Origin of the sequence: Rhizobium zaerense (assembly GCF_051810725.1) — a bacterium.
Classification (GTDB): domain Bacteria; phylum Pseudomonadota; class Alphaproteobacteria; order Rhizobiales; family Rhizobiaceae; genus Rhizobium; species Rhizobium leguminosarum_I.
On record NZ_JBPWQY020000004.1, the window covers coordinates 96,775 to 119,870 of the forward strand.

The following is a 23,096-nucleotide window of genomic DNA, read 5'->3' on the forward strand; positions in this document are numbered from 1 at the left end:
CAGACGCATCGGCTCTGTCTCAGTTGGCCCTGAGAGCCATTTCTGTTTCGCCGTCGAACAGCTGCATCCGCTCCTGGTCGAACTCGAGCCAAATAGGCTCGTCGGGCGCGACGGCAATGGTCGGCGGCACGCTGACGTTGACGATGGCGCCAGACAGGAACGCCTGTACGAAGGTGACGTCTCCGGTCGGCTCGACAGTGTAGGCCTTGGCAGGAAGGCTTCCTGGCACCGCACTCTTGTGCAGCTTGATCGTCGAGTGGCGTGCGCCGAGCACCACTTTCCTGGTTGTTGCCCTCTCAACCTTCCGGGCGTTGGCTGGCGAGAGCTCGAGGCGCCAGCCCTCCGCGCTGGTCAACACCGTGTTGCCGCCTGCAATCGACGCCTCCAGCGGGACAAGGCTCATTGCCGGGCTGCCGACGAAGCTGGCGACGAACATGTTCACCGGATGGGCAAAGACCTGCGCCGGTGAATCGTATTGCTGCAGGTAGCCGCCGTTCATCACCGCCATCCTGTCGGCCATGGTCACGGCTTCGAGCTGGTCGTGCGTCACATAGATGATCGTTGCCTTGAGGTCCTGGTGGAAGCGTTTGATTTCCGAGCGCATCTGCACGCGCAGCTTCGCGTCGAGGTTGGAGAGTGGTTCATCCATCAGGAAAACCGCCGGATCTCGAACGAGGGCACGGCCGAGCGCCACGCGCTGCTGTTGCCCGCCCGAAAGTTCGCGCGGCTTGCGCTCGAGCAGCTGGGTCATGTCGAGCACTCGCGCTGCTTCCTTGACCTTCCTGTCGATCTCGTCCTTTGGCAGTTTGCGCATCTGCAGCGGGAACGCCAAGTTTTTGTAGACCGATTTCTGCGGATAGAGCGCGTAGTTCTGGAACACCATTGCGATGTCCCGGTCCTTGGGGTCGAGGTCGTTGACCACCCGGTCGCCGATGACGATGTCGCCCGATGTGATGGGGATCAGCCCCGCCACAAGATTGAGCGTGGTCGTCTTGCCGCAGCCTGAAGGGCCGACGAGCGCAACGAATTCGCCGTCATTGACCGTCAGCGAAACATTGTTGACAGCTTTGAAGCTGCCATAGGTCTTGACCAGATCTTTGAGGACCACGTGGGCCACCGGTAACTCCTCTAGTGCTTGACTGCGCCTTCCGTAAGGGCGCGGACGAAGTATCGTTGCAGGACGAGGAACAGGACCACGACAGGCACGCTCATCATAAAGCTGGCCGCCATCAGGCCCGGAAAGTCCGTCGTATTTTCCGAGAAGAAACGCTGGATGCCGACCGGCAGCGTCAATTGGTCGTTCTTGGAGAGGAAGGTGTAGGCGTAGATGTACTCGTTCCACGCGCCGATGAAGGCATAGATCGCCGTAGCGATGATTCCTGGCGCCGAGAGCGGCATCACGATCAGGACAAAGGCCTGGAACCGCGTTGCCCCGTCGATGCGCGCCGCTTGCTCGAGCTGCACCGGGATGTTGTCGTAGAAGCCCTTGAGGAGCCAGATTGCCAGCGGCAGTCCGAATGTGAGGTAGGTGAGGATGAGCGACGCATGCGTGTTCACCAGCCCGATAGCGCGCATGAGGATGAAGAGCGGCACGAGAAAGATCACGGCCGGGAACATGTTGCGAAGCAAGACGGCGAAGAACAGAAAGTTTCGGCCCGGGAAGGTGAAGCGCGAAAACGCGTAGGCCGCAGGAACTGCCACGATGACAGAAAGGATGGTCGTGGCGGTGGAGACGAAAAGGCTGTTCCAGAAGAAGCGCAGGAAGTCCTGACCGACGCTGTTTTGCGGATCGAGCAGCTTCTGGTAGCTGGCGAGGGTGGGTTGGTCCGGCCACCATTGCGGCGGGAATTGCATGGCGGCGAAGCCGGACTTGATCGAGGTGATCAGCATCCAGATCATCGGCAACGCGGTGTAAAGCAGCATGAACACCAGGAAGATGCGTCCGCCCCACCGCCATCCGTCGATGCGCATACGGCGACCGGCCTTGCCTCGAGAAACAGTCTCGGCAATCGTGCTCATGCGCTGCCATCCTTCCGCTCGTTGCCGCCTAGCGCACGGACGTAGAAGTAGCCGAGCGACATCAGGATCAGGAACAGCAGCACCGAATAGGCGGATGCCACCCCCCAGCGCTGGCGGCCGAAGGCGAGCTCATAAATGTGGGTGATCCAGATATGCGATGCGTTCGACGGCCCGCCGCCGGTCATGATCCAAGGGATGATGAATGAATTGAAGTTGGCCACTGCCAGCAGAAGGATCGTCACCGTCGAGACATTTCTCAAGTGCGGGAAGGTGACGTGCCAGAACCGCTGCCATGCATTGGCTCCGTCGACTTTTGCCGCGCGCAGCAACTGGTCCGGGACTGTCTGCAGGCCAGCCATCATCATGATCATGGCAAACGGAAACTCCCGCCAGATATTGACGACGATCAGGGAAGGCAGCACAGTGCTGACGCTGTCGATGAAATTCGGCGGCCTGTCGGCCAATCCGAGGCCGACCAGCACCGCGCCGATGATCCCAAAGTCCGAATGGTAGATCCACTTCCAGATATAGGACGCGGCGACCGCGCTGATGACCCAGGGAATGATCAGGACGGCGCGCAAGATGCCACGGCCGACAAAGTCGCGATGGAGCGCGAGCGCGCTGGCAAACCCCAGGACAAATGAGATGAAAGTAGATCCCAGTGTCCAGATAAGAGTGTTCGAGGTGACTGTCCAGAACACCGGACTTGTGAGGATGGCGGTGTAGTTGCCGAGGCCGATGAAAGTCTTGTCTCGGAGCTGCAGGCCCGGCGGCGTATTGAAGAACGACAGCTCGATCGTATAATAGATCGGATAGGCTATAACGATGAGCATCACGGCGATCGCAGGAAGCACGTACGCGTAGTCAGCGCGATGCTCCCAAATCTTTCGCAGCACACTGGACCCGTCGGGCTGCAGTCTTCGGCGAGCCTCGGCCTTGCCAGTCAAGATCGTCACTGTGCCCTGCCCTTGTTCTTGGGAACAAACCGGCTGCAATCGAGGCGCAGCCGGTCAGATCGTCAGGCTTGGACTAGAGTCCGCCGTCCATCAGGTCTTTCACCTTCTTGGCTGCGTCGTCCGCTGCTTGGTCGACGGTCATGGCTCCGGTCAGGGCATTCTGCAGCATGTCCGGGATGATGATGTTCATGATCTCGGGGGACTGCGGCAGCGCAGGGAACGGGATACCGTATGGCAGCATCGAAGTCGTGACATCAAGGAACTTGATGTTGTCCAGACGTTCCTTCATCCATTTGGTCTTGAAGCCGTTAAGGTTCCCCGGGTTCGAGCCCGCATAGGCCATCTTCAGCGACCATTCAGGGCTCGTCCACATGCAGATGATCGCCTTTGCGGCCGGCTCGTCTACCTTGCCGCCCTCGACATATTCGGGCTTCAGGATGTGAATGTTGGAGCCGCCAAACACGACGGCGCGCTTGCCGTCGGGGCCAGTCGGGATCAGACCGTAGCGCATGTTGTCGATCACGGTCTGCGCCTTATCCTTGTCGGTACCCGTCGCCTTCTTCTGCAGGTCGAGCATGACGTTGTAGTCGGACGGGTGCGAGATCATCATGCCGAGCTGACCAGCGAGGAAGAGGGGCTGGTTGTCGGCCTGCTGGTTGGTGAGCGCCGAAACCGGAACCGACTTGTCGCGAACATACATATCGTAGGAGGCTTGCAATGCCGCCTTGCTTTGCGGGCTATTGAGCTCGACCTGCTTATAGGTCGGGTTGGCGGTCGCTTCGTCGAAGACGCCGCCGCCATAGGCCCACAGCTGCGGCATGAAGCGGTACGGCGTATTGCCGGCATTCTTGCGAGCCACGAGGCCGTAGCCGGCAATGCCGAGCTTGTCGTGGATCTGCTGGGAATCCTTGACGACGTCATCCCAGGTTGCCGGAGCCTTGTCCGGATCGAGGCCTGCACGTTTGAAGACGTCGGCGTTCCAGATGAACGCCATCGTCTCGTTGTTGGTGGGAATGCCGTAGGTCACGCCGTCCCAGGTTACAGCCTTCATTGCGCCGGGCCAGAAATCCTCGGTCGAATACCCTACATCCTCGGGTTTGAGCGGCTGCAAATAGCCCTTTGAGGCGAACTCGGTGCCGCCCAGGATTTGCAGGCGGACCGCCATGGGCGCCGCATTGCCGAGGAGCGCCGTCCGGAACTTGTCCAGCAGGTCGTTATAGGTGAGGGCTTGTTCCTCAAGCTGGATGTTTGGATAGGTCTTGCGGAAGGTCTCGAAGAACTCCTTGTAATACTGACGCAGGAGGTCGGGGTCGCCCTCGAACACGCCCTGATACCAGAACGTCAGTCGCCCCTTGTAGTCGAGGGGCGTGACCTTGGCGCAATCGGCCGCCGTGTCAAAATCCTCTGTGCCGGCAATGGAGCGCACATATTGCGGCGACCACTTGCTCAAGTCGACCGGCGCACCCAGCGCCGATGCGGACATCAACGATACCATCAAAGCAGTGGAGACAGCGCCGCGCAGGACGGCACCGCCGAGTGAAATCCTCGTCATAAGGTATCCTCCAGGTTCTCCCATGCCGCTCTGCTTCGAGGCGAGCGGTCTTTGCTCCCCGGTCGCGGGACTATCCACCAAATGTATCCCTTTGACCTAATCATACGTTTTCAGATTGAAGATTGTCTGTCAATCAAAGAAATCGTACATTGTTTACGGAAGCCTTGCGTGATATCCGAGCAATATGTGTATTGATTGGGGACCGTCTTGGCCGGAACAAGCGATTTTAAAGCAAAGCCACCCGAAGGGATCGACGCAATCGGGGCCTCCAGCGAGGGCGCCTCGCTTTATCAACTGATCAGGGATGACATCATCGAAGGGCGGCTCGCTGCCAACGAGCGGCTTGTGGTCACCGATCTGGCCCGCCGCCACGGCACCTCAACCAACCCCGTGCGCGAGGCTCTGCAACTGTTGCGCGGAGAAGGCTTTGTCACCCTCGTTCCCAACCGCGGAGCGCGCGTGCGGCCCATAGATCAGGATTTTGTTCGGGACATCTACGAGATCGGAGTCTTGATCGAGCCGGCACTGACGCGATGGTTCGTGAATATGGCCACCGTCGAGGACATTGCCGAACTCGAACGCATCCAAGGCCTGATTGAAGACAACAACTTCGCGGACACCTTCAGGCACAGCGAGCTGGACACCGCCTTTCACACCGTGATGTACCAAAAGCACTACAATCGCCATGCCGCCGAGCTTTGGTGGAAGCATCGCGAAGTGCTTCGAGCCGTGAGCCGGCGTTTCAACTTCACGCTCGCCCGGCGCGCCGCGATCCTTAGCGAGCATCGCGAGCTCATCTCGCATGTAAAAGCGGGAAATGCGAACGAGGCAGCCGAGCTCATTGCACGCCATGTCGAGGGCTCCGGCCGGCACATCCTCGAACACATGCGTGCGCGTAATGCCGCTCGGGCAGGATAGAATAGATAGCCTGGAATATCGTTATCCCGACCATTTCAGTAAAGGCAGTTGAGATGAAAATCACCAGCGTTCGGCCGTGGCTGATCAAGTCCGATGCTTCTTATTGGGGAGAGTTTCTGTTCGTCGAAGTGAAGACCGATGAGGGGGTGAGCGGCTGGGGAGAGATCACCACCACGACAAGGCTCGCCAATCGCGCCCTCTGCACGATCCTGCGGCAGATCGGTGCTGCGGTGACAGGCGAGGACCCCGCGCGTATCGAATATCTGTGGCACAAGATATTCCGCAGCTTCACCTATATGGGCAGTCGCGGCGCCGCAGTCGAATGCGTAAGCGCCATCGACATAGCTCTCTGGGACATCCGAGGCAAAATTCTTGGTAAGCCGATTTACGAGCTGTTGGGTGGACCGATACGCGATGAAATCGCGCTTTACACCCATCCCAATCAGGCGAAATTTACCAGCAAGGAGGCTGTGGTCCGTGAAATTCGAGACATCGTCGAGTCCGGCCACACGGCGCTCAAGTTCGATCCTTTCCCATACCAAGGCCGCGCGGCCGATGGACAGCCTCGCGAACAGCGGGACGGCTACCTCGATGGCAGCATGACCCGCAAGGACGAGCGCGAAGCCGCCGAACTCACGGCTTTGATCCGCGAAACGGCGGGCTCTGATGTCGACATCCTCATCGATGCGCATGGCCGCTTCGACGTTCCCACCGCCATTCGCCTTTGTCGGAGCCTCGAGGAAGCCGGTCAGATCGACTGGTTCGAGGAGCCTTGTCCACCGGAGAGCCTCAACGCTCTCAGGCAGGTGCGCGAAAAGGTCAACGCCGCTATCTCGTGGGGCGAGCGCGGCCACACGAAATGGGATTTCGTGCCGGTGCTCGAAAACAGGCTCGCCGACTACATCATGCCTGACGTCACCTGGACCGGCGGCATTACTGAACTCAAGAAAATTTCTGCCCTATGCGAGGCCTACTACATCCCGGTCTCGCCGCATGACGCCGCAGGGCCGATCAACGTGGTTGCGGGAGCGCAGGTGATGATGACCGTTCCCAACTTCTACAAACTGGAAACGTCGGAGTGGAACCTGGGCAAATACGATCACCTCATCGACAGACCACTCGATGTTTCGAACGGCAGCCTCAAGCTTTCGCCCAAGCCCGGTCTCGGCGTCGAAATGAACCGCGACTACCTTCAAAATCACGAGATTGAACTGGCCTAGCCAACAATCTACGCCGCCACCAGCGTGCGCGGCGGCGAACCCGGCCGATCAGAATGAGGATTAAATCATGCTAGAGGCAGATGGAGCCGACGAGGCGCTTAATCGAGTGAACACGCATTCCAGGCCGTCCGACCTTCGCATCACGGACATGCGGGTCGCCGAAATTATCGGCGCGCCCTTCACCTCAGTACTGCTCAAGATTTACACCAACCAGGGCATCGTCGGGCTTGGCGAGGTGCGCGACGGCGCCAGCGCCACCTACGCGCTGATGCTGAAGAGCCGGTTGCTTGGCGAGAATCCTTGCGACATCGACCGCCTGTTTCGCCGGATCAAGCAGTTCGGCGGGCACGGTCGGCAAGGCGGCGGCGTATCGGCGGTTGAAATCGCGTTGTGGGATCTTGCCGGCAAGGCCTATGGCGTCCCCATCTACCAGATGCTCGGCGGCCGGTTTCGGGAGAAAGTGCGCGTCTACTGCGATACTGATGCCACCGTGCCGAGCGGTACCGAGACCGGCAGGCGCCTCAAGCAGCGCATGGAGCTCGGATTCACCTTCCTCAAGATGGATCTGGGGCTGATGCAGATCGCTGATGTGCCCGGTGCGGTCGTGTTTCCTGCCGGCTCACTAGAAGGATACCGAAACGGTCCCAGTCGCGGGCCGCTGAAGACTATTGAAGAGCGGCGTGCCCGCAACGCTGCGTACGATCTGCATAACGTCCCGCACCCGTTTACCGGCCTCCACTTTTCCGACAAGGGTCTCGACTTCCTTGAACAATACATCGCCGAGGTTCGTGAAGTCATCGGCATGGATATTCCGCTCGCCATCGACCACATCGGCCACATCTCAGTGCAGAACGGCATTCGCCTTGCCAGGCGAATTGAAAAATACGTGCCGGCCTGGCTCGAGGATGTGATCCCATGGCAGTACACTGAGCAATACCGACAACTGCAGGACGCCACTACGGTGCCGATCTGCACCGGCGAGGACATATATCTCAAGGAGGGCTTCGGGCCTCTGCTCAAGAGCGGCGGCCTCTCCATTATCCACCCGGACCTGCTCACCAGCGGCGGCATTCTCGAGACCAAAAAGATCGGCGATATGGCGCAGGACCATGGCGTCGCCATGGCCATCCACATGGCAGAAAGTCCAATCGCCGCCATGGCCGCGGCCCATGTCGCGACCGCGACTGAAAACTTCATGGCGCTCGAATACCACTCTGTCGATGTCGACTGGTGGGACGATATCGTCACCGGCCTTCCCAAGCCACTCGTGAAGGACGGCTTTATCACCGTTCCGGACAAGCCCGGCCTGGGGATTGACGATGTCGTCGACGAGGTGATCTCGCAGCACCTGCAGCCGGGCGTCACCGGCATTTGGCAGCCTACGGATCGCTGGGACGATGAGTATTCCTGGGATCGCACCTGGAGCTGAGGCGAAAGAACCGAAGATGAAGATCACCGACCTCCGCTGTGCCGTTATCGGCAAACACCCGATTGTCCGCATCGTGACGGACGAGGGCCTCTATGGCTTGGGCGAAGTCGAATTCACCAAGACCTACCTCAAGCCCTTTGTGCTGCATTTCCGCGAGGCACTGATCGGCGAGGACCCGACCGACGTCGAGAGAGTCATGCTGAAGATCCGTCAACGCGGCTCTTTCAAACCGTACGGCGCGGCGGTCAGCGCTATTGAGCACGCGCTGTGGGACATTGCCGGCAAGGCCGCGGGCGTGCCCGCCTATAAACTGCTCGGCGGCAAGGTGCGGGACAAGGTGCGCGTCTACAATGGTTCGATTCGCCAGGCGCGCACGGGCGACCGGCCGGAGGATTACGCCGCCGACGTCAAATGGATGATGGAGCAGCCGCAGAACTTCTTCATGGTCAAGCAAGGAATCTCGTTCCACTCCAACATGAAAGACACCATCGAGGACTTCCACTACGGCGTGACGCAGAAGAAGGCCGGCTATCACGGTGCCATGGATCAGGGCGCAATCAGCGAGCGCGGTTTCAATCACATGCTCGACTGCGTGATCGCGATGAAGGAAGTGCTGGGCGACAAAGTCAGCCTGGCGCTCGACTGCGGCCCGGGCTGGATGCTGCCCGATGCGATCAGGTTCGCTCGCGCGGTCGAGAAGTACAATTTGATGTGGCTCGAGGACATGCTGACTGGCGACTACGTGCCGTGGGTCAATCCGCAGGCGTATCGGGAACTGACAACCTCCACCTCGACGCCGATCCACACCGGTGAGCAGATCTACCTGCGGCACAATTTCAAGGAACTGATCGAGACGCAGGCGGTACGCGTCATCGGCCCCGATCCAGCCGATATTGGCGGCATTGCCGAGCTCAAATGGGTCGCCGAACACGCCTACATGCACTCGATCCTGATGGCACCGCACGGCACCGCCAACGGCCTGTTGGGGCTCGGCGCGTTGATCAATGTCTGCGCCACCTTGCCGGCAAATTACATCGCCTTCGAATATCCGAGCGCCACCGACCCCTGGTGGGAGGATCTGGTCGTCGGCTTACCACCGCAGATCGTGAAGGACAGCATGGTGGACCTACTGGAAGCGCCGGGGCTCGGCCTCGATATCGACGCCGAAGCGGCCAGGCGATATCTCACGGAAGGGGATGCGGGCTTCTTCGACTGAACCTCCCTCCACTGCATGACGTGAATCGTCTACGCAAATGACTGGAATAACACGCTTCGCGTCATGCAGCGCTCGGAGGCCTTCTTCCCATCTTGAGTTTGATTGGCGATGGATGCCGACGATGATCATATTTTCAACGCCCTCGTCACTTACTCAGCCGATGGCCATGAGGCTTGCATTGCCGCCGGCAGCTGCAGTGTTGATCGACGTCGACACCTCCTCTAGCAGCCAATTCAGGCAATAGGCTTCGGGATCGCTCGCCAATTCCTCGCTCGTCGCGGCTTGGACCAGCAGAAGCGGACCAGGCAGGTGAGCAATCTTCTGATTGACGGCCAGAACCCTGTCGCGATCCCCTTCGACGAGCGCGCCGGAAAACGGCCCGTCCTTCTCCCAATCGGATGTCCAGGAAATCCGGCCGGCGACAGCCGCCGGAAGATCCGCCAGGACGGATTTCGATAGGGAGCCGGCGTCCACGACGATGTGGTTGCCGGTCGATAGGGCTGCGGCGATCTGGCGATGAAGCCCGCCTTCCGTCTGCGGCACGACGAGAATACGGCCGCGGGGATGCAGCGCGTAGAGATTGAGCTCGCCGACCGGACCGGTGAGTTCACGTTCGAGACCGAGCGCCGAGCGGCTCGCATATCCACGCGCCGCTTCCCCCTCGCCCGACAGGCCCTTCTTGTCGAGCCAGACGATGTAGTCACGAAGGGCGAGGTCCGTATGAACGGAATCCTGCTGCGGCGGCACGGGCGCACGCTGCACCAGCCGGCCGATATAGAGCGGACCGCCGGCCTTCGGTCCCGTTCCCGACAGGCCGCGGCCGCCGAACGGCTGCACGCCGACGACGGCGCCGATGATGTTGCGGTTGACGTAGAGGTTTCCAGCCTTGATGCGGCTGGTCACATGCGCGATCGTTTCATCCAGCCGGGTGTGAAGCCCGAATGTCAGACCATAACCCGATGCGTTGATGTCGTCGATCAGTCGGTCGAGCCCGTTTCGCTTGAAGCGGACGACATGCAGCACCGGTCCGAAGACCTCCCTCGTCAGGTCCGACAGCGACTTGATCTCGATGATTGTCGGCGGAACGAAGGTCCCCGTCGCAGCGCTCTCCGGCAGCGGCAGCTGATCCACCTTGCGGCCTAAACCGCGCATATGCTCGATATGCTGGTCGATCTCCGTCTTTGCGCTGTCGTTGATGACTGGGCCGACATCGATGCTCAGCCGATCGGTACGGCCGATCGTCAGCTCGCGGAAGGCGCCCTTCAGCATTGCGAGGGTCCTGTCGGCGACATCGTCCTGAAGGCAGAGAACCCTGAGCGCCGAGCAGCGCTGACCGGCGCTATCGAAGGCAGAGGCAATGACGTCGGCCACCACCTGCTCGGCCAATGCCGAGGAGTCGACGATCATGCCGTTCTGGCCGCCGGTTTCGCCAATCAGCGGAATTGGCTTGCCGCTCACCGACAGCCGTTCTGCCAACTGCGCCTGGATCAGGCGGGCAACTTCGGTCGACCCGGTAAACATGACGCCTGCCGTCTCCTGAGCCCCGACCATGCCGGCGCCGAGGCGGCCGCTGCCGGGCACGAACTGCAGGGCACCGACAGGCACGCCCGCATCGTGAAGGATCTTCACACTCTCCGAAGCGATGATCGGCGTGACGCCGGCCGGTTTGGCAAGCACGGGATTGCCGGCCACCAAAGCTGCGGCGACCTGCCCGGTGAAAATCGCCAGCGGGAAATTCCACGGGCTGATGCAGACGATCGGGCCGAGAGGCGCATGCGAGGGGCCGAGCGTCTTGCGCGCCTGCTCGGCGTAATAGCGCAGGAAGTCGATGGCCTCACGCACTTCGCCGACGGCATTGGCCGCAGACTTTCCGGCCTCGCGCATGACGATGCCCATCAGCACCTTGATGCGGGCCTGCATGATGTCGGCGGCCCGTTCCAGGCAGGCCGCGCGCTCGGCCGGCGGTACGGCGGCCCATTGCGGCGCGTACTCCGCAGCCATGCGAACGATGCGCGTGGCGTCCTCGACCTTCACTTCGGTCACCGTGCCGACAACATCCCGGTGATCGGCAGGATTGAGAACATCGCGTGTTACCCCATCCGTAGAGCCATCCGCAAGAATGGGAAGCGCATGCCACGGCGCAGCAGCCGTAGAAGTGAGCGCCTCAGCCAAATCCAGAAGGGTGGCCTCGTTCGAGAGATCGAGACCATCGGAATTTACCCGAGCGTTGCCGTAAAGAGCCTTCGGCGAGGCGATCTGGGCGTGGGGCGCGCCAACGACAGGCATGGCTGCGACGATTTCGGCAGGATCGGCGATCAGGGCTTCGACCGAGACATTCGGATCGGAGATGCGGTGCACGAAGGAGGAATTGGCGCCATTTTCCAGAAGGCGCCGAACCAGGTAGGCGAGCAGCGTCTCATGTGTTCCCACAGGCGCATAAATGCGGCAGGGCCGGTCCAGTTTTTCCTTTCCGACGACCTCGTCGTAGAGCGGTTCGCCCATGCCGTGCAGGCATTGGAACTCGTATTTGCCGACGGTGAAATCAGGACCGGCCAGACGATAGATCGTGGCGAGCGTCTGCGCGTTATGGGTGGCAAATTGCGGGAAGACCGCATCCCGAGCATCGAGCAGCTTGCGCGCGCAGGCGACGTAGCCGACATCGGTGTAGATCTTGCGGGTATAGACCGGATAATCCTCGAGACCATCCAACTGGGCGCGCTTGATCTCGGCATCCCAGTAGGCGCCCTTGACGAGACGAACCATGATCCGGCGCCCGGAACGGCGCGCGAGATCGACGATGTAGTCGAGGACGAAGGGGCAGCGCTTGCCATAGGCCTGTACGACGAAGCCGAGCCCATTCCATCCGGCAAGCTCAGGGGCGAAGCAAAGCTCCTCGAGGAGATCAAGCGAAAGCTCCAGCCGATCGGCTTCCTCTGCGTCGATATTGAGGCCGATATCATAGGTCTTGGCGAGAGCGGCGAGCTTCTTCACCTTCGGCAGCAACTCGCTCATTACCCGTCCGGCTTGCGACCTTACGTAACGCGGATGCAGGGCCGAAAGCTTGATCGATATGCCCGGGCCATCATAGATGCCGCGCCCGTCCGACGCCTTGCCGATGGCGTGGATCGCCTTTTCGTAATCCCGGTAATAACGCTCGGCATCGGCGCCCGTCGTGGCGGCCTCTCCCAGCATGTCGTAGGAATAGCGGAAGCCGCGCGCTTCCAGCGGCCGGGCGCGTTTCAGCGCCTCCGCAATCGTTTCGCCGGTGACGAACTGCTCGCCCATCATGCGCATCGCCATATCGACGCCGCGGCGGATGACCGGCTCGCCGGCGCGCGCGATCAGCCGCGTCAGCGCTGCCGACAGGCTTCGGTCGTTGACCGTCGACGTCAACTTGCCGGTGACGACGAGGCCCCAGGTGGCAGCGTTGACGAACATGGATTTTCCGCCGCCGATGTGGGAGGTCCAGTTGCCCTCGGCGATCTTGTCGCGGATCAGCGCATCCCGCGTTTCGGTATCGGGGATACGCAGCAGCGCTTCGGCGAGGCACATGAGCGCCACGCCTTCCTGGCTGGAGAGCGAGTATTCCTGCACCAGCCCTTCGACGCCGGTCCCCTTGTGCTTGGAGCGCAACGCCTCGATCAAGCTGCGGGCCGTGCTGCGGATATCATAGCGTTTTGCCTCGGAGACGCGCGCTGCTGCCACCAGCGGCGGCAGGCATTCGGTTTCCGGCCGGCGATAGGCTGCCGTGATGGCCTGGCGAAGTTCGGATTGCGGTCGGATTGGCGGCGCAAAGCCGGAAAACGGCGCGCCGTCGTCGGCGTCTTTGGATGGAGTAGTCTCGATCGCTGCGTTCAACATGAAGGTCCCTATCAGTCGATATCTAGTTTAACGGATGAATGAGACGCCGGGTTCATCGTCCCAATCAGCGTCGTCCGAGGCGGCCGGGCCGGAATATTCCGTCTCGCGAAGCGGACGCGCATCCGGATTGTTGCGCTTGAGGGTGAGCGCCGCAGCAACCGCTCTTATCGCCACCGGTCGGTAGTGGGCGAGCAGGTCCGGCTTCTGATCGTCATCCGGTTCTTCCTTGCGCATGCACGACCCCATTTTGCGTGCGGCGCCGATGCGATCCTGACGATCCGTCAAGCGCCTGCGCCTTCCATCCCATTGCCGATGCATAAACTATCACAGATCGAGGATCGCGATCTCACTTGATTTTTGCAGATATTAGCCTGTATGAACTTATTAAAGCACTGTTGAGAGTTCAAATGGCTGGCGAACCCGATATCTTTAGTGAATTGGACCAATTCGACAGAAAAATCCTCGCGGCTCTTGCCGAGGACGGCAGACTGTCGATCACCGATCTCGCGGCGCGTGTCGGCCTCTCGAAGACGCCGTGCCAGCTCCGCTTCAAAAGGCTGATCAGCGAAGGCTATATCGAAGGCTTCAAGGCCGTCCTCAATCCGTCGAAAATGCAGCTCGACCACATTGCTTTCGTCGAGGTGAAGCTCTCCGATACCCGCGAGAACGCGCTGAAAAGCTTCAACGATGCCATCAAGAAGATCAGCGAAGTCGAAGAATGCCATATGATCGCCGGCAGGTTCGACTATCTCCTGAAGATCCGCACCCGCGATATCGGCCGCTACCGCCGCGTCCTCGGCGAGCGCATCTCGACACTGCCCCACGTCGCCAGCACATCGACGAACGTCGCGATGGAAACGGTCAAGGAAGGCTGGGACAAGTCCGGTTCGAGTTTTTCGTGAATGTCATCCTTGGGATGACCACCTGCCGGTGAGTTGCCGCAGCATCCAAAATCCGTCCAATTTGCTGCCGGACGAACTGCGATATCTTCATTGTCGTCGGCTATTGCGCCAAAGCGGTTGCGGCAGGGGTAGCAATCACCCCCAGGCAGTTCAGCCATCTCTCGCTTTCCGACCGCGTGCGTTTAGTTTCACCGGCACACTCTTGCCGTACTCATTCCACCATCCCGTCAAGGCTTCCATCATTGGTTACCGATGCCGGTAGCGGAAGGCTTCGACGAAGGCGGAGAAAGCAGGGGACGGATGGCGCCGGCTGGGGTAATAGAGATGATATCCTTGGAACGTTGGTGCCCAATCCGCCAGCACTTCCTTCAGTTGACCGCTGTCACAATATTGCCGGACGAGGTCCCTCGGCACATAAGACAGCCCCGCGCCATCGAGAGCGGCATTGATCGCCGGCCCTATGTTGCTCATCACGAGCTGGCCTTCCACACGAACGCTGAACTCGCGGCCATCCTTTTCGAACTCCCAGGCATAGAGAGCGCCTGACGTCGGAAGTCGCAAGTTGACGCAATTGTGGTCCGTCAAGTCATGAGGGATCGAAGGCACAGTGCGGGTCGCAAAATACTCAAGTGATCCGACCACGGCGTAGGAAATATCAGGTCCAATGCGAACGGCCACCATGTCGCGCGCAATCGCTTCGCCGAGCCGCACACCGGCATCGAATTGGCGCTCGACGATGTTTGTGAAACCGTTGTCGATGATGAGTTCCACGGCGACATCGGGGTAATCCCGTAGAAATGCCGGAAGCCTCGAACGGAAGACCAGCTCCACGGCATCATCGGGACATACGAGGTGGACTGTGCCCGAGGGCTTGTCGCGCAACGCGCCGAGGGCACTGATCCCGGCGGCGATGCTCTCAAAATGCGGCTGGATGCTTTCCACGAGACGCGCACCAGCCGCCGTGGGAGCCACGTCCCGCGTCGTGCGGGAGAGAAGCCGGACTCCGAGCCGGGCTTCGAGCGCGCTGATCGTATGGCTCAACGCCGAGCGCGTGACTCCCAATTTTGATGCAGCGCGCGTGAAACTCCGCTCCTGAGCCACCTCCAGAAACGCACGCATTTCCGTGAACTCGTCGCGCCGCATTGTTGAATCTCCTTCATCACGACATTCAGATTATAGCTTCTAGTCGAGCAAAACCAGTCCGGCTATCTATCTGGCAACGGACAGGAGAACATGCATGACCGTCGAGTTGACATTGGATGAGACCTCACTGACGGACGACACGGCGACCTCATGGTCTGCTGTGACCTGTCTCTCGCTTCTCACTTTCCTGCTGGTGGGGCTGGAATTTCTCCCTGTGAGCCTTCTGACTCCAATCGCCACGGATCTCTCGGTGTCAGAGGGGCAAGCCGGATTGGCGATCACCGTGTCGGGAGTCTTTGCGGTTATCACCAGTCTTTTCGGCAATGCATTCCTGGCGAGGATCGACCGCAAGTCTGTCGTCCTGCTCTATACGGCGGTTCTTGTTGTATCGAGTTTGGCGGTTGCCCTTGCACCCAACTTCCTAGTCTTTCTCGTCGGGCGGTCCCTGGTCGGCGTTTCGATCGGCGGCTTCTGGTCGCTGTCGACGGCTATTCTGGCACGCCTGACCTCCGACCGTGACCTGCCCAAGGCGATTGCGCTTCTTCAAGGTGGCACCGCATTCGCGCTCGTCCTTGCCGCACCGCTCGGCAGTTTTCTTGGCGGGTTGATCGGATGGCGCGGAACCTTCTTCATCACGGTGCCAATCGGAATTGCCGCGCTCGTCTGGCAACTGGTCGTCCTGCCGAGGATGCCGGCGACGTCAATCGTCTCGGTGGCCAGAATATTCGGGCTGCTGCGCAATCGCACATTCGCGATAGGAATGGCGGCGACCGCTCTCGCCTTCATCGGCCAGAACGCGCTGTCCATATATCTTCGTCCATTCCTCGAAGGCGTCACGGGCCTCGAATTGAATGTTCTGTCCATGGTGCTTCTCGGCCTTGGCGTCGGTGGACTGGCTGGAACCTCCGTCATTGGCTTCGTCGCCCGGCGGCACCTCCGCCTCGTTCTCGTAGGCCTGCCGGGTGCTCTTGCGCTCATTGCCCTGCTGCTGATCGCTCTCGGGCCGTTCCCGGCGATTACGGCATCCCTGCTCGTCATGTGGGGATTTTTCTCAACCCCGATTCCGGTTGCCTGGAACACCTGGATGGCCGCCATCGTCCCCGGTGAGTTGCAAGCGGCAGGTGGGCTGCAGGTGGCGCTGATCCAACTTGCCATTGCCGGCGGCGCCTTCGCTGGCGGCATGCTGTTCGACACCGTGGGATGGTGGAGCACCTTCCTTCTGGCCGCCTGCCTTCTCGCCGGTTCGGCTGTCCTCGCCGCACTCGCCGGTCGCCGTTCCTGAACCTTCAGAAATCCCAATACAGGAGATCATCATGTCCCAAGGAATCGAAAACAAAGTCATCGTCATCACCGGCGCAAGCAGCGGGCTTGGCGAAGCCACCGCGCGTCACCTTGCTGAGCGCGGCGCTTCGGTCGTCCTCGGCGCCCGGCGTAGCGACCGCATCGCTGCGCTGGCCGAGGAACTGGCCGCCAAAGGCTACAGGGCCAAGGCAGTCCAAACCGACGTCACGGATCAACATCAAGTCAAGACGCTCGTCGACACCGCCGTTAGCGCGTTCGGTCGAGTCGACGTGATGCTGAACAATGCCGGACTGATGCCGTTGGCGCCGCTCGAACGGCTCAAGGTCGATGAGTGGGATCGCATGATCGACGTGAATATCAAAGGGGTGCTTTACGGCATCGCCGCAGCGCTTCCGCACATGAAGGCGCAGAAGTCTGGACACATCATCAACGTGTCCTCCGTCTACGGTCATGTGGTCGATCCGGGTGCCACCGTCTATTGCGCGACGAAATTCGCCGTGCGCGCCCTCTCGGAAGGCCTGTGGAAGGAAGTGAAGCCATACAACATCCGCACCACGATCATTTCACCCGGCGCGGTGAGCACCGAACTCCTCGAGCACATCAGTGAGAAGGACATCCAGGCAGGCACCAAGGAGTTCGTCAGCAGGATCGCCATCAGCGCGGACACGTTCGCCCGAACGGTCGCCTTCGCGGTGAACGAACCAGACGATGTCGACATCAACGAAATCTTGTTCCGGCCCACGGCTCAACCTGTCTGACGCGAGGCGCGCTATGTCGATGACATCCACGTTCATGAGCCGTCGCGCGATTTTGGGCGGAGCCTTGGCGGCCGCCGCCCTCCCTCTCGTGGCGCAAGGGCAGGACGGGCACAGCTCGACCACTCACAAGGTGTCAGATGTCAGGATCAGGATTGACTTCAACAAGCTTCCCCTGACGGCGACACTCTTCGATAATCCGTCGGCGCGCGATCTTGCTTCCATGCTGCCCCTAAACCTCAAGATCGAGGACTACGGCAGGAACGAAAAGATCGTCTATCTGCCGCGTAAGTTGACCGAAGAAGGCAGTGGTGCTTTCGGAAACGAGCAGGCGGGCGACCTTTGCTACTTCAAACCGTGGGGTAACCTGGCCCTGTTCTACGCGGATTACCGCTGGGACGGGTTGATCCGGCTCGGCCGCTTCGACGATGGCTTCGGGCCGTTGCTGGTGCGCGGCGCGTATCCGGTCCGCATTGAACGCATCTGACAAGGGCGTTTTGGGTGGAAATCTGAAATCGCTTTCCTCCCAAGCATGAAGAACCCAATGATTATAAATTTCCGCAAATAGGAGCAACGCCCCCTTTCCAGGCGGACTCTTTTTTTCAGGCCGAGCCAACGTGCGACCTAACGCGGTCTTTGAATTTCACAGTAGACAATGCTCCGGTTTGAGCCGGACCAAACAGAAACCTTCATATCAGCCCCAGTCGTGCTTTCGCCGGCGATCAAGCCCATCTCTCGTTCCGACCGCAACAGCAGGGCCCAGTTCATGAATGTCTCCATATAGCCATCGACGTCCGTCTCCGGAGAGAAGTTGGCGAATAGGAATGTGCCGCCAGGCTTAAGCATGCTGATGCACTTCCTGGTCAGCCTTACGGCTACCGCGTCAGGCAAATAGTCATAGAGACCCGCGGCATAGACGAAATCGAACATTCCCAACGCATGCCTTCCACCGAGCAGGGATTTGACCGACCCGTTCACCGCTTCGACGGAGGTGCCGGCGAAATCGCGGGCGACGGTTCCAACGCTGATCGGGTCTTGATCCAAAGCTACCCAGCGTCTGATCGCGCCGGCGCTCAGAGCGTGCGACAACGGCCCCTCGCGGAGATGCCCGGCGGCGATGGCAAGGACTTCAGTGGCGCCAGGTCGGGTCGAAGCAATTTCGTCTGCGCGGCGAGCCAGAATGTCTCGACGCTCCCTTACCGCGACGGATGACGAAGCATTTCGAGTGTAGCCGTAGATCGAGCGTCCCAAGTCGCTCGCTGATGCGACGGCTTCCTCAATCTCAGGTCTGCCGTAGATGAAATCGAGAAGACGTGCGTCGCCGGAATAGCCGCGCGGCTTTTCAAACGACCAGCGGGTCAATGGATCTTGATGAAGATAGTAAGCAACGGGATGAGATTGCGCGATCGGAACGATGACGTCCCACACCTCTGGATGAAAGCGCCGCCGCATCTGATGCAAGGCTTCGGTAAGACGCTCGATGATCACATGAGGCTCGACGCCGGATTTGAACTGACGGATCGACACGTCAAGGCTGAGGGCAAGCTCGGCCTGGGCAACGATAAGATCGCCGGGATCCGGGGCAGCAACCCTCCTTGCCACCCGCCGAATTTCGCCAGGCGCAACAAGACTTTCACCGTCGAATACCAGACTTTGTTCCATTTCGAGATCCTCTTGACATAGCGTTAAGCATAATCAACCTCGGAATAGGATGCGACTAGAATCTACACGGGATAAGGGTAATTCTAGTCTTGCGGGTCCGATGCTACCCCTCTAACAAAGCCAAGCAATAAGACAAACCGGTTGCAAGTTGCCGAATGCGATTTTGGAGGGCGCCGAAGTATGGCTTACTTTTCAACATACTTTAGATGGCTTTCGGGTCGGCGTCGTTGCATGATCGCGGCTTGCGATAATGTCCAGCGGGACGAACCAACCGCCGGCATTTCATTCGCCGAGGCCCTCAAGTCTCTGAAAATTGAAAATGATGCTGTCCGAAGGCAGAGCTCGCGGCACGGTCTTTGGATGGCGGTTGCCGTCTATGTGGCCTTCGCACTTCCCGACCGTTGGCTGATCCCCGACGTTGCGCCTGCGACGATCGCCGCCCGATTCGCCGTCGCGACGATCGCCCTGCTGGCGTTCGAAATCTTGCGGCTGGCAAATGCGAAAACCGCCTGGCTTGACATTACGTGCGCCACTGCACTGCTTGTGGGCTATGTAGGCTGGCTTTACCCGGCGATTGCCACCCACGACGTCACTGCTATGTCCTACTACATGATATTCGGCGCCATCTTCATGATGGGCGCCAACCTGTTTTTCAGTTTTCCGTTTCGGCTTTCGGTGATCACCTCCGGGCTCGTTCTCTGCGCGTTTTTCATTACGATCGAGGAACTTTTTCCTTCCAGCCAAACCTACAAGCTCGCTTTCGGGCTGTTCTACATTTCGTGCTTTGCTTTCACGTCTTTCGTCAATTGGCGATTGAATGTTGAGCGCCGAAACGTGTTGCTGAACGCGGCGGAGGCTCGCCACCAGCACTGGGAAGCGTCCGAACGAGGAAGGTCACTGCTCGAGCTTTCACATACCGACTACCTGACAGGCATAAGCAACAGACGCGCGCTGGATCGGCGGCTCGATGAATGCTGGGCCGCTTGGAAAGACGAACGCCGCGACTTCTCCGTGTTCCTGATCGACGTCGACTTTTTCAAACGCTTCAATGATCGCTACGGACATCAGGAAGGAGACCGATGCCTGACTGTCATCGCCAATGCGCTGAAGGCGGTTGTAGAGTCGTCCGATGGCATGATCGGCAGGTATGGTGGCGAGGAGTTTATCGTGGTCATGCCGGCGGCCCTTCCCAAGGTTGCGATGACTCTCGCCGAGAAGATCAGAATGGAAGTCGAGTCTCTTGCGATTGCTCACGACGAGCGACCAGACGATATATCGACCGTAACCGTCAGCATCGGCGTCGCCTTCACCCGCGAGAAAGTCGGAGAGAAAGTTGAACGAATAGTCCGTGAAGCCGACCTCGCTCTCTACAATGCCAAAGCAAGCGGCCGAAACTGCATTCGCAGTTTTGATCCGCTGCTGCCTCGCCCCGACGATTATGCCGGTAAACTCGTGCCCCTGCTCGCGGCAGCCATCGATCGCAAACTGGTCTCGCTCGTGTACCAACCGATTTTCGACGTGACGAACGGGAAAGCAAGGGCTGTCGAGGCTTTGATGCGCCTCAGGATGCCTGATGGCACGGCGGTTTCGCCGAAGACATTCATCCCGGTTGCAGAACGAAGCGGCGCTATCCTCGAACTGGGCAGGTGGGCGATCGAGACGGCATGCCGAGATATACTGATGACCGATCGCATGGCGACCGTCAGCGTCAACGTGTCGCCGATACAGCTGCGCTCCCCCGGCTTTGCCACTAGTGTCGCTGATATCCTTATTCGGTGCGGGGTCTGCGGGTCGCGATTAGCCTTGGAAGTCACCGAGGGCCTGGACATGGATATGCAGTCGGAGGTGCTCAAATGCATTGCCGATCTGCGCGCACTCGGCGTCGAAATCTGGCTTGACGACTTCGGCTCCGGCTTCGCGGGCCTCTCTTGGCTGAGGGCAATCGAGTTTCAGACGGTCAAGGTCGATAGAACCTTCCTGCATGACTGCTCGAACCCACGCGGTTTGACGATGCTTCAGGACATGATTGCTCTCATCCGCAATCGCGGGAATACGATCCTGGTAGAAGGCGTCGAAACGGCAGCACAGTTTTCCCTTCTCAAGGATCTTCGCATCGACCGCGCCCAGGGCTTTCATATGGGAATGCCGGTGAGCGCTGAACTTCTGAACGCGGCATAGCTCGACATCGAGGTTTCCAGATAGCTCAGCGCGCGGCCGATAATCGGTGCGCGTGCATCACGTCTCTGCAAATCGCGAATTCGGACAGGAGCCGCATCGACCGCCCGCATGGCAAACCGCTATGAGGGGCCATCCTACGGGCACTTGCGATCACATCGGTCGCCGGGAGGCCGGACCCGATCAAAGCAATTGGAGCCATTTCAACGAGGGCTGCGCCGCCATTGTCGGAAGTCTTGCTTTTGGACGAATCAGGCCGTCTTATGCAGCGAGGCAACGGATCGCCGAAGGCAGACGAATATTCGGCGGTTGACCTGAGAATGAGGATCGAGATGGATCACGCCAGCAGCCCGCAATCGTCAGTGAACGAAGAGAGGGAAGCGCGCAGGCTTCAATACCTGACCTGGGAACACATTGCGTCTGACCTTCGTCATCCCGCTCACCTCGCCCGCAGGGCGGAACTCCGGCGATCATGCGGTGCGGAGCTGGCCGAGACGTCCTACATCGCCGAGCACGCCGCAATCTTCACCGAAAGCCTGACGATGGGCGAGCGGTCCTGGATCGCAGGGCACGCTCTCGTTCGTGGCCATGTGATTCTCGGCGACGATTGCACCATCAATCCCTATGCCTGTGTTTCCGGCACGGTAACGTGCGGCAATGGCGTTCGGATTGCTTCGCATGCCTCGATCGTCGGCTTCAATCATGGCTTCGACGATCCGACTATTCCCATACACCGTCAAGGCGTCGTCAGCATCGGCATTTCGATCGGCGACGATGTCTGGATCGGCGCCAACTGCGTGATCCTCGATGGCGCCACGATTGGAAACGGTGCGGTGATCGCCGCCGGAGCGGTGGTCACGGGAGACATTCCCGCCATGGCGATTGCCGGTGGCGTGCCCGCCCGGGTGCTGCGGAGCCGAGGCTCGGCACCCCGGAAAACAGGCAATGGCGACGTCGAAGATCAGTTGGTCAGGCTCGGTCAGAAAGCGAAAGACCAGTGGCCGGACATTCTGGCACGCTGGAAAACGCAAGGGACCTATCAATCGCTGGAAGCAGACGGCGTCCGCAGACCGGCGATCCGGCATCTCTGCGACGCAATCGAGATCGCTGCCGGCTTCGGCCAGCTGCCGCCCGACCTCCATCCGGCGGAGACTGTCGAGCTTCTCCAAGGTCTGCAGGACCGAGAGACCGGCCTTTTCCCGGAAGAGCATTCGCGAATGCATGGCAAGCCCCTCAGGGATGATCCAAAGGCGCTCTATAACGTCCTTGCGGTTGGCTATGCGCTTGAACTGCTTGGTTCCGGTCCACGCCAACCTGTCCATGCGGTCGAGCTCGGCGCCGGGGAGCTGGATGAATGGCTGAGCGCCCTGCCCTGGTCGACCCGGGCATGGCACGCCGGAAGCGTGGTCGATGCGATCGGCACCGCCATGTACTTCAACGCGAGGTATTTTCGCATCAGGCATTCACGGCAGGCGCTCTTCGAGTGGCTGAGCCACAATGCCAACAGCGTTTCGGGGCTCTGGGGTGAACCGACCGCGGCGGAAGGATGGCTTCAACCGGTGAACGGCTTTTATCGCCTGACGCGCGGCACCTACGCCCGGTTCGGCGTGGCACTTCCGCATCCGCATGCCTCACTCGAAACGGTTCACCTCAACTATCGCAACCACAAGGGCTTCGTTGGTGCAAAATACAATGCGTGCAACCTGCTCGATACGATTCATCCACTGTTGCTGATTGCCCGGCAGACCGACTACAGGCGGGCCGACGGGGAGGCGATCGCCCGCAAGCTCATATCGAGGGCGTTGGATAGATGGCGGGATGGCGAGGGATTCCCGTTTGCCGACGGTGGTGAACCGAGCTTGCAGGGAACGGAAATGTGGCTTTCCGTCATTCACCTGGCGGCCGATTTCCTAGGACTGGCAGATTGCTTCGCATTCGTCCCTAGAGGCGTTCACCGGACGGCAACGGTGGGGCTGGGCATGTGAC

General features: G+C 60.0%; 18 protein-coding genes and 1 pseudogene. 10 read left to right on the forward strand and 9 right to left on the reverse strand.

Annotated elements, in window-relative coordinates; translation table 11 throughout:
• Positions 1-19: 19 nt before the first annotated feature.
• The 4 genes from ACS4RR_RS28435 to ACS4RR_RS28450 form a co-directional block, all read right to left on the reverse strand.
• Complete coding sequence (locus ACS4RR_RS28435; protein ID WP_456190484.1) at positions 20-1,117, reverse strand: ABC transporter ATP-binding protein; 1,098 nt, start codon at positions 1,115-1,117, stop codon at positions 20-22.
• 11 nt (positions 1,118-1,128) lie between these two features.
• On the reverse strand, positions 1,129-2,019 hold the full coding sequence (locus ACS4RR_RS28440; RefSeq protein ID WP_170259577.1) for a carbohydrate ABC transporter permease: 891 nt from the start codon (positions 2,017-2,019) through the stop codon (positions 1,129-1,131).
• Complete coding sequence (locus tag ACS4RR_RS28445; protein ID WP_222350858.1) at positions 2,016-2,975, reverse strand: carbohydrate ABC transporter permease; 960 nt, start codon at positions 2,973-2,975, stop codon at positions 2,016-2,018. The genes ACS4RR_RS28440 and ACS4RR_RS28445 overlap by 4 nt, the downstream gene beginning before the upstream one ends.
• Positions 2,976-3,048: 73 nt before the next feature.
• On the reverse strand, positions 3,049-4,527 hold the full coding sequence (locus tag ACS4RR_RS28450; protein ID WP_017967552.1) for an ABC transporter substrate-binding protein: 1,479 nt from the start codon (positions 4,525-4,527) through the stop codon (positions 3,049-3,051).
• A gap of 207 nt (positions 4,528-4,734) precedes the next feature.
• On the opposite strand from ACS4RR_RS28450, the gene ACS4RR_RS28455 reads away from it, so the two are divergent.
• The 4 genes from ACS4RR_RS28455 to ACS4RR_RS28470 all read left to right on the forward strand — a co-directional run bounded on the left by ACS4RR_RS28455 (position 4,735) and on the right by ACS4RR_RS28470 (position 9,310).
• The gene (locus tag ACS4RR_RS28455) at positions 4,735-5,445 is read left to right on the forward strand and encodes a GntR family transcriptional regulator (protein WP_456190485.1); all 711 of its coding nucleotides are present in this window, start codon (positions 4,735-4,737) and stop codon (positions 5,443-5,445) included.
• A gap of 32 nt (positions 5,446-5,477) precedes the next feature.
• Positions 5,478-6,665 carry a mandelate racemase/muconate lactonizing enzyme family protein gene (locus ACS4RR_RS28460; RefSeq protein ID WP_456190592.1) on the forward strand — a complete coding sequence of 396 codons (1,188 nt, stop codon included), beginning with the start codon at positions 5,478-5,480 and terminating at the stop codon, positions 6,663-6,665.
• 67 nt (positions 6,666-6,732) lie between these two features.
• Entirely contained in the window at positions 6,733-8,094 is a 1,362-nt protein-coding gene (locus tag ACS4RR_RS28465; RefSeq protein WP_222385502.1) for a mandelate racemase/muconate lactonizing enzyme family protein, read from the forward strand.
• A 16-nt stretch (positions 8,095-8,110) separates the two neighbouring features.
• Positions 8,111-9,310: a mandelate racemase/muconate lactonizing enzyme family protein gene (locus tag ACS4RR_RS28470; RefSeq protein ID WP_456190486.1), complete on the forward strand. Its 1,200-nt coding sequence runs from the start codon at positions 8,111-8,113 to the stop codon at positions 9,308-9,310.
• Positions 9,311-9,463: 153 nt separating this feature from the next.
• Here ACS4RR_RS28470 and putA read toward each other — a convergent pair whose 3' ends face one another.
• Positions 9,464-13,171, reverse strand: coding sequence for a trifunctional transcriptional regulator/proline dehydrogenase/L-glutamate gamma-semialdehyde dehydrogenase (putA, locus tag ACS4RR_RS28475; RefSeq protein WP_456190487.1), 3,708 nt, complete (start codon positions 13,169-13,171; stop codon positions 9,464-9,466).
• A gap of 27 nt (positions 13,172-13,198) precedes the next feature.
• On the reverse strand, positions 13,199-13,405 hold the full coding sequence (locus tag ACS4RR_RS28480; RefSeq protein ID WP_026154504.1) for a hypothetical protein: 207 nt from the start codon (positions 13,403-13,405) through the stop codon (positions 13,199-13,201).
• A 173-nt stretch (positions 13,406-13,578) separates the two neighbouring features.
• Here ACS4RR_RS28480 and ACS4RR_RS28485 point away from each other — a divergent pair, with 173 nt between their 5' ends.
• A complete protein-coding gene (locus ACS4RR_RS28485; RefSeq protein WP_260059250.1) occupies positions 13,579-14,073 on the forward strand; it encodes an Lrp/AsnC family transcriptional regulator in 495 nt (164 codons plus the stop codon).
• Between the two features lie 150 nt (positions 14,074-14,223).
• On the opposite strand, the pseudogene ACS4RR_RS28490 reads toward ACS4RR_RS28485, so the two are convergent.
• Positions 14,224-14,319, reverse strand: a pseudogene (locus ACS4RR_RS28490) (winged helix-turn-helix transcriptional regulator); the annotation flags it as partial.
• The gene (locus ACS4RR_RS28495; RefSeq protein ID WP_456190488.1) at positions 14,320-15,216 is read right to left on the reverse strand and encodes a LysR family transcriptional regulator; all 897 of its coding nucleotides are present in this window, start codon (positions 15,214-15,216) and stop codon (positions 14,320-14,322) included.
• Between the two features lie 94 nt (positions 15,217-15,310).
• Here ACS4RR_RS28495 and ACS4RR_RS28500 point away from each other — a divergent pair, with 94 nt between their 5' ends.
• Genes ACS4RR_RS28500 through ACS4RR_RS28510 form a run of 3 tightly spaced genes read left to right on the forward strand, consistent with a single transcriptional unit; the run spans position 15,311 to position 17,760 of the window.
• Positions 15,311-16,498 carry an MFS transporter gene (locus ACS4RR_RS28500; RefSeq protein ID WP_456190489.1) on the forward strand — a complete coding sequence of 396 codons (1,188 nt, stop codon included), beginning with the start codon at positions 15,311-15,313 and terminating at the stop codon, positions 16,496-16,498.
• A gap of 31 nt (positions 16,499-16,529) precedes the next feature.
• Positions 16,530-17,276, forward strand: coding sequence for an SDR family oxidoreductase (locus tag ACS4RR_RS28505; protein WP_260111187.1), 747 nt, complete (start codon positions 16,530-16,532; stop codon positions 17,274-17,276).
• A 13-nt stretch (positions 17,277-17,289) separates the two neighbouring features.
• Entirely contained in the window at positions 17,290-17,760 is a 471-nt protein-coding gene (locus ACS4RR_RS28510) for a cyclophilin-like fold protein (protein WP_222281734.1), read from the forward strand.
• A gap of 137 nt (positions 17,761-17,897) precedes the next feature.
• On the opposite strand, the gene ACS4RR_RS28515 is transcribed toward ACS4RR_RS28510, so the two are convergent.
• Entirely contained in the window at positions 17,898-18,935 is a 1,038-nt protein-coding gene (locus tag ACS4RR_RS28515) for a class I SAM-dependent methyltransferase (RefSeq protein ID WP_222281733.1), read from the reverse strand.
• A gap of 180 nt (positions 18,936-19,115) precedes the next feature.
• Here ACS4RR_RS28515 and ACS4RR_RS28520 point away from each other — a divergent pair, with 180 nt between their 5' ends.
• Positions 19,116-21,113 carry a putative bifunctional diguanylate cyclase/phosphodiesterase gene (locus ACS4RR_RS28520; protein ID WP_170279582.1) on the forward strand — a complete coding sequence of 666 codons (1,998 nt, stop codon included), beginning with the start codon at positions 19,116-19,118 and terminating at the stop codon, positions 21,111-21,113.
• A gap of 329 nt (positions 21,114-21,442) precedes the next feature.
• The gene (locus ACS4RR_RS28525; RefSeq protein WP_456190490.1) at positions 21,443-23,095 is read left to right on the forward strand and encodes an acyltransferase; all 1,653 of its coding nucleotides are present in this window, start codon (positions 21,443-21,445) and stop codon (positions 23,093-23,095) included.
• The last annotated feature ends 1 nt before the right edge of the window (position 23,096 follow it).

Bases quoted from the DNA above. Each gene is read 5' to 3' on its own strand.
- ACS4RR_RS28440 (WP_170259577.1), bottom strand. From the start codon at position 2,019: ATGAGCACGATTGCCGAGACTGTTTCTCGAGGCAAGGCCGGTCGCCGT.
- ACS4RR_RS28450 (WP_017967552.1), bottom strand. From the start codon at position 4,527: ATGACGAGGATTTCACTCGGCGGTGCCGTCCTGCGCGGCGCTGTCTCC.
- ACS4RR_RS28465 (WP_222385502.1), top strand. From the start codon at position 6,733: ATGCTAGAGGCAGATGGAGCCGACGAGGCGCTTAATCGAGTGAACACG.
- ACS4RR_RS28470 (WP_456190486.1), top strand. From the start codon at position 8,111: ATGAAGATCACCGACCTCCGCTGTGCCGTTATCGGCAAACACCCGATT.
- putA (WP_456190487.1), bottom strand. From the start codon at position 13,171: ATGTTGAACGCAGCGATCGAGACTACTCCATCCAAAGACGCCGACGAC.
- ACS4RR_RS28480 (WP_026154504.1), bottom strand. From the start codon at position 13,405: ATGCGCAAGGAAGAACCGGATGACGATCAGAAGCCGGACCTGCTCGCC.
- ACS4RR_RS28485 (WP_260059250.1), top strand. From the start codon at position 13,579: ATGGCTGGCGAACCCGATATCTTTAGTGAATTGGACCAATTCGACAGA.
- ACS4RR_RS28495 (WP_456190488.1), bottom strand. From the start codon at position 15,216: ATGCGGCGCGACGAGTTCACGGAAATGCGTGCGTTTCTGGAGGTGGCT.
- ACS4RR_RS28500 (WP_456190489.1), top strand. From the start codon at position 15,311: ATGACCGTCGAGTTGACATTGGATGAGACCTCACTGACGGACGACACG.
- ACS4RR_RS28505 (WP_260111187.1), top strand. From the start codon at position 16,530: ATGTCCCAAGGAATCGAAAACAAAGTCATCGTCATCACCGGCGCAAGC.
- ACS4RR_RS28510 (WP_222281734.1), top strand. From the start codon at position 17,290: ATGTCGATGACATCCACGTTCATGAGCCGTCGCGCGATTTTGGGCGGA.
- ACS4RR_RS28515 (WP_222281733.1), bottom strand. From the start codon at position 18,935: ATGGAACAAAGTCTGGTATTCGACGGTGAAAGTCTTGTTGCGCCTGGC.
- ACS4RR_RS28520 (WP_170279582.1), top strand. From the start codon at position 19,116: ATGGCTTACTTTTCAACATACTTTAGATGGCTTTCGGGTCGGCGTCGT.
- ACS4RR_RS28525 (WP_456190490.1), top strand. From the start codon at position 21,443: ATGGATCACGCCAGCAGCCCGCAATCGTCAGTGAACGAAGAGAGGGAA.